Annotated in this window: 6 protein-coding genes; 3 read left to right on the top strand and 3 right to left on the bottom strand. The window is 74.4% G+C overall.

All coding sequences use genetic code 11. The annotated features are described in order from the left end of the window. Positions 1-123 precede the first annotated feature (123 nt). Both whiG and ACIQOV_RS23650 read left to right on the top strand, forming a co-directional pair. Positions 124-957, top strand: coding sequence for an RNA polymerase sigma factor WhiG (whiG, locus tag ACIQOV_RS23655; protein ID WP_401051450.1), 834 nt, complete (start codon positions 124-126; stop codon positions 955-957). A 139-nt stretch (positions 958-1,096) separates the two neighbouring features. After that, positions 1,097-1,687, top strand: coding sequence for a TetR/AcrR family transcriptional regulator (locus tag ACIQOV_RS23650; protein ID WP_359900692.1), 591 nt, complete (start codon positions 1,097-1,099; stop codon positions 1,685-1,687). Positions 1,688-1,730: 43 nt separating this feature from the next. Here the strand turns inward: ACIQOV_RS23650 and ACIQOV_RS23645 are convergent, their stop codons facing one another. Next, on the bottom strand, positions 1,731-3,083 hold the full coding sequence (locus tag ACIQOV_RS23645; protein WP_401051448.1) for a hypothetical protein: 1,353 nt from the start codon (positions 3,081-3,083) through the stop codon (positions 1,731-1,733). A 556-nt stretch (positions 3,084-3,639) separates the two neighbouring features. Between ACIQOV_RS23645 and ACIQOV_RS23640 the strand changes: the two genes are divergently transcribed. Continuing rightward, positions 3,640-3,999, top strand: coding sequence for a chaplin (locus tag ACIQOV_RS23640; RefSeq protein ID WP_401051446.1), 360 nt, complete (start codon positions 3,640-3,642; stop codon positions 3,997-3,999). Between the two features lie 84 nt (positions 4,000-4,083). Here the strand turns inward: ACIQOV_RS23640 and ACIQOV_RS23635 are convergent, their stop codons facing one another. Together ACIQOV_RS23635 and ACIQOV_RS23630 are read right to left on the bottom strand one after the other, a co-directional pair. Further along, positions 4,084-5,055, bottom strand: coding sequence for an NADPH:quinone oxidoreductase family protein (locus ACIQOV_RS23635; RefSeq protein WP_401051444.1), 972 nt, complete (start codon positions 5,053-5,055; stop codon positions 4,084-4,086). Further along, positions 5,052-5,885 carry an SDR family oxidoreductase gene (locus tag ACIQOV_RS23630; protein WP_401051452.1) on the bottom strand — a complete coding sequence of 278 codons (834 nt, stop codon included), beginning with the start codon at positions 5,883-5,885 and terminating at the stop codon, positions 5,052-5,054. Before ACIQOV_RS23630 ends, ACIQOV_RS23635 begins: the two co-directional genes overlap by 4 nt. Positions 5,886-5,893: the final 8 nt, after the last annotated feature.

Here is a 5,893-nt window from a genome sequence, read left to right as displayed (position 1 = left end):
CCTGTCCGACGTGGTGCGCTGGATGTCCGCCGGACCGGCCGAACTGGTCGGCCTCACTGTGCGCCCCGGTCGTCCGGTAGTGCGTCGGGCAGGAGCGCCGTCTCCCCGGCCTTCGCCTCGCCGGTGTCGCCGCCCCACCGGGAGAGGGCGGCGGACGGAGGTCAGGGGCAGGACGCCCGGGAGGCCGCGGCCCAGGGCCGCACCGCGCTCGAGGAACTCTGGCGCTCCTACAAGGAGAGCGGGGACCAGCGGCTGCGGGAGCAGCTGATCCTGCACTACTCACCGCTCGTCAAGTACGTGGCGGGGCGGGTCGGGGTCGGTCTGCCCTCCAACGTGGAACAGGCGGACTTCGTCTCCTCGGGGGTCTTCGGGCTGATCGACGCGATCGAGAAGTTCGACATCGGCCGCGCCATCAAGTTCGAGACCTATGCGATCAGCCGCATCCGCGGCGCGATCATCGACGAACTGCGTGCCCTGGACTGGATCCCGCGCTCGGTACGGCAGAAGGCGAAGGCGGTCGAGCGGACGTACGCGACGCTGGAGGCCCGGCTGCGCCGGACGCCGCACGAGCCGGAGGTCGCGGCCGAGATGGGCATCGCGATCGAGGACCTGCACGCCATCTTCAGCCAGCTGTCGCTGGCCAACGTGGTGGCGCTGGACGAACTGCTGCACCCGGTGGGGGAGGGCGGCGACCGGCTGAGCCTGATGGACACCCTGGAGGACCACGGCGCGGACAACCCGGTCGAGGTGGCCGAGGACCGCGAACTGCGCAGGCTGCTGGCCCAGGCGGTCAACACCCTCCCCGAGCGGGAGAAGACGGTGGTGACGCTCTACTACTACGAGGGCCTCACCCTCGCCGAGATCGGACAGGTGCTGGGGGTGACGGAGAGCCGGGTGAGCCAGATCCACACCAAGTCCGTCCTCCAGCTGCGCGCCAAACTGTCGGACATCCGATAGGGCGTCGGCACCCGGGCGTCGACACCTGGCCGCCGGAAGCCGCGCGTGGGGCCCGGGCATCTTTCCGATGCGCGGCGCCGTACCGGCCGGAGGTATGGCTCCGTAGAGTGGGAGCGTGCCGAAGATCCGAGCGGCCACGGTGGCCGAGCATCGCCAGCTCCAGCGCGCAGCGCTTCTCGATGCTGCCCGCATCCTGCTCACCGAGGGTGGCATGGAGGCCCTGACCTTCCCCGCACTCGCGACGCGCACCGGGCTGGCGCGCTCCTCGGTCTACGAGTACTTCCGCTCCCGCGCCGCCGTGGTCGAGGCGCTCTGCGAGGTGGACCTCCCGCTCTGGGCAGCCGAGATCGAGGCCGGTATGGAGAGCTGCGACACCGCCGTCGAGCGGATCGAGGCCTACGTCCGCGGCCAGCTGGCGCTGGCCGCCGACCCCCGGCACCGGGCGGTGGTGGCGATCTCGGCACTGGAGCTCGACGAGGCCGCGCGCGAGCGGATCAGGGCCGCGCACGGCAGGCTGGCCGGTCTGGTCGGCCGGACACTGGAGGACCTCGGCCACGCGCAGCCCCGGCTCGCCGCGGCCCTGGTCCAGGGCGTCGTGGAGGCGGCAACCCGCAGGGCCGAGCAGGCCACGGCCGGAGGCCGCACCGGCTGTGCGACCGAGAGCCCCGAGGAGATCGCCGACGCCGCCGTCGCGATGGTGCTGCACGGACTCGTCCACCCCGGAACCTGAACCTGAACCTGGCCCGGTCCCGGGCCTGACCTCGGCCCCGGTCCTACCCGTCCGTGCCTCTCAACGGCAGCAGTCGCGCCGTGCCCGCGCCGAACAGGGCCAGCGGGTCCAGGTAGCGGCTTCCGCGCAGCAGCCCCCAGTGCAGGCAGTCCCGCCCGGCGCAGTGGCGCCCGTCCGGAGCGAGCAGCCCGATCGGCTGTCCGGCGGCCACCGGGGTGCCGGCCGCGGTGGCGGTGTTGGTGATCGTGCCGGCGGTGACGTCGGCCTGGGTGACGGTGTAGGTGGCCGAGCAGGTGAAACTCGTGCCGACGGGCAGGATGGCCGACGGGCAGGTGATCACGGGCGGGGTGCCCGTGCCGGAGAACGAGGTGTCGGTGACGCTGATGTCCGTCAGGTCGACGTTCCCGGTGTTGGTCACCGTGAAGTAGTAGATGAGGGTCTCGCCGACGGCGATGGTGGTCATCAGGGTGTTGCGCCGGCTGTTGCCGCCGCTGCTGCCCCCGCCGGCGGTGACGGCGATCTTGTCGAGGACCAGGCCGGCCTGGTTCTGCGGCGAGGTCACCGTCGCTGTGGCGGGCCCTGAGGTGACCGGGGGGCCGGTCGGCGGGGTGCCGGTCGCGGTGGCGGTGTTGGTGATCGACCCGGCGGTGACGTCGGCCTGCGTCACCGTGTACGAGCCGGTGCAGGTCATCGACATGCCCGGCGGCAGCGTGGTCGCCGGGCAGGAGATCACGGGCGGGGTGCCCGTGCCGGAGAAGGAGGTGTCCGACACCGACACCCCCGTCAGCGTGACGTTCCCGGTGTTCGTCACGTCGTACGTGTAGGCGATCGTCTCGCCGACCGTCAGGGTGGTGACGGAGGTCGAGCGCCGGCTGTTCCCGCCGCCGTTGTTGCCCCCGCCGTTGTTCCCGCCACCGTTGTTCCCACCACCGTTGCCTCCGGACGGTGTCCCGGCCTTCTGCAGGGAGATCGCGGCGCTCTGGACGGCGGCCAGGGTGGCGGTGGCGCCGGGCGCGGTGACCGTGGATCCGGTGGACGTCCGACCGGTGGCGGTGCCGATGCTCGTGACGCCGCCCGCGTCGATGTCCGCCTGGGTCACGGTGTACGGGGCGGTGCAGGTCATCGCGGAGCCGGGGGCGAGGTCGGTCCCCTGGCAGGAGACCACCAGCGGGCCCGCGGTGCCGCTGAAGGACGTGGTGGCGACCGTGACTCCGGTGAGCGGCTCGTCACCGTTGTTCGTGACCGCGAAGGAGAAGGTCGCGTTCTCGCCGACCGTGTTGACGGTCGTCGGGGAGACCGACTGGGAGAGCGACAGCGAGGGTGACTGCGCCGAGGCCTTCCCGGCCACGGGGAAGCCGGTGACGGACACGGTCGCCACGGCCGCCGCGGTCGTCAACGCCATCAGGGTCCGGCGGAGGACCCGCCGGGCCCTCGGCGCCCCCGAAGGCGGTCCGGACTCCCCCGAGTCGTGCGGCGGCCGGGTTGTGCGGACTCTCATGCGGGTACTCCCAGGTCGACTTGAGCACCGGCGCCCGAACACTGGCGCGGCGGGTGGGAAGGCTTTGACGGTGTGAAACGCGAGCCGCGCATCCGTTCGCCGGAGGCACCCGGGCCGACCCGGTCGAACGTCTACGCACCATGTCGCCGCACGCCTGCCGCCTCGGCAGCGGACATGCAAGGTCGGTTATCGCCCCGGGCGGCGCCGCGCGGCATCGTGAAACGCCCGAAAGGCACCTGTTCGGTTGCCGTGCGTCACCTCTCCGGCCGACGTCCCGCGGGCGGGCCGTGCTCCCGGGGCGCCGGCCCCACCCGGTTCGGACCGCGGGGACCGTCCGGTTCTGGTCCGATCGGGGTGGGACTCCTGCATCGGTGGTAGATCGGGCCTGCAACCGGGTGACCGCGCGGGCGGGGCTGCCCCGTGACGTCCGGGCCGACCGGCTACCCCTTCCGCCATGACCAACACCAGCAAGTACCTGCTCGCCGGCGGCCTCACGGTCGCGCTGGCCGTCCTCTCCACGGGCCCCGCGGCCGCGGGCCACGACGAGGGGGCCGGACACGGCGAGTCCGGATACACCCTGCCCTCGGGCGCGTGCGTCAACGCGGACGGTGACGCCGATGCCGACGGCATCGCCGCGGGATCGCCGGGCGTGCTGTCCGGCAACCTGATCCAGATCCCCGTCAACCTCCAGGCCAACGTCTGCGGCAACTCCATCGACATCGTCGGCCTGCTCAACCCGGCGGGCGGCGGGGGCGGCGGGGGCAACAACGGCGGGGGCAACAACGGCGGCGGTAGCAGCGGGGGCAACAGCTAGGAGCGCGCCGACGTCGATCGGGGCGAGGCCACAGCCGACGGGCTGTGGCCTCGCCCCGTGTCGCGGTCCGAGCCGCGCGGCGGGTCAGTCGCCGAGGACGGCGATCCGGCCGGTGCTGTGCCCGGCGGCGACGAGCCGGACGGCGTCCGGGGCGGCGGCCAGCGGCACCCGGGCGCTCACCAGGGGGCGGACGGCGCCCTGCTCGGCGAGCCTGCCGAGCTCGTCGTGGGCGGTGCGGACGGCGCGCGGGTCGTGGGTGTTGTAGAGGCCCCAGTGCAGGCCCAGGATCGAGTAGTTCTTCACCAGGGCGTGGTTGAGCGCCGGGGCGGGGATCTGCCCGGCGGCGAAGCCGACGACCACGATCCGGCCCTCGAAGGCGATGCACCGGGTGGAGCCGGCGTAGGCCTCGCCGCCGACCGGGTCGAAGACCACGTCCGCGCCGCGTCCGCCGGTGGCCTCCTTGACGGCGGCGACGAAGTCCCGCTCCCGGCGGTCCACCACCAGGTCCGCGCCGAGCGCCCGCGCCGCCTCGGCCTTCGACGGCCCGCCGACCACGGCGATCACCCGTGCCCCGGCGGCCCGGCCGAGCTGGACCGCCGCGCTGCCGACGCCGCCGGCGGCCGCGTGCACCAGCAGGGTCTCGCCGGCCCGCAGCCGGGCCCGGCGGTGCAGCGCGAACCAGGCGGTCTGGTAGCCGATGTGCAGGGCGGCGGCCTCGGCGTCGTCCAGCACCTCGGGCGCCGGGAACGCGGCGGCGGCGTCCAGCAGCGCGTACTCGGCGAAGGCGCCGTGCGGCAGCACCGGGTTGCCGATCAGCCGCTCGCCCCGCCGGGCGCCGTCCACCACCTCGCCGCACAGTTCCACGCCGGGCGTGAACGGCAGCGGCGGGCGGACCTGGTACTGCCCGCGCACCATCAGCGCGTCCGGGAAGTTGACGGCCGCCGCCCGTACCCGCACCAGCAGCTGCCCCGGGCCGGGTACCGGCCGCGCGACGTCCTCGACCAGCCGCATCACCTCGGCGGGCTCGCCGAGCTCGTCAACCTGCCACGCCCTCACAGCAGTTCACTCCTCTCCAGCCCCTGCTGGAGCCGGTTCATCCCGGTGAGCCAGCGGTCCGGCGCGGTGGCCCGGGCGCGGCAGTAGTCGGCGACCTCGGGGTGCGGCAGGAGCAGGAAGCGCTCCGCGCGCATCCCGTCCAGGGCCGCCCCGGCGACGTCCGCCGGGTCGAGCGCGGTCGGGGCCAGCAGCGCCTCGCCGACCGCGCCGGTGGAGGCGAGCAGGTCGGTGCGCACGCCCTGCGGGCAGAGCGCGTGCACCCGCAGGCCCCGGTGGCGGTAGGTCGCGGAGAGCCACTCGGCGAAGGCCAGCGCGCCGTGCTTGGTCACCGAGTACGGGGCCGAGCCCAGCATGGTGAGCAGCCCGGCGGCGGAGACGGTGGCCAGGAACCGGCCCTCGCCGCGCTCCAGCCAGCGGGGGAGCAGCAGTTCGGCGGCCCGGACGTGGGCCATGACGTTGACCTCCCAGGCGCTCGTCCAGGCCGCGGCGGGCGCGTCCGCGCCGCCCACCGGGGCGACGCCCGCGTTGGCGCACCACACGTCGATCTCGCCGAGTTCGGCGCGGGCCCGGCCGACCAGGTCGGCGATCCCCTCGGCGGAGGCGGCGTCCCCGGGCAGTGCGGTGCCCGCGCACTCCTTCGCGACGGCGTGGGCGGCCCCGGCGTCCAGGTCGTTGACCGCCACCCGGGCACCGGCCGCGGCGAAGGCCCGGGCCAGCGCGGCGCCGATGCCCCGGCCGCCGCCGGTCACCACCACGCCCCGGCCGTCGAACGCCCGGCTGTCGGACGTCCCGCTGTCGGCCGTCGGGTCGTCGACGTCCCCGGGGGTCACATTCCACC

Source organism: Kitasatospora sp. NPDC091257 (genome assembly GCF_044757675.1).
Taxonomy (GTDB): Bacteria; Actinomycetota; Actinomycetes; order Streptomycetales; family Streptomycetaceae; genus Kitasatospora; species Kitasatospora lactacystinica.
This window is presented reverse-complemented; position numbering and strand designations above follow the sequence as displayed.

Coding starts and splice junctions, on each gene's coding strand:
- ACIQOV_RS23640 (WP_401051446.1), top strand. CDS start 3,640: ATGACCAACACCAGCAAGTACCTGCTCGCCGGCGGCCTCACGGTCGCG.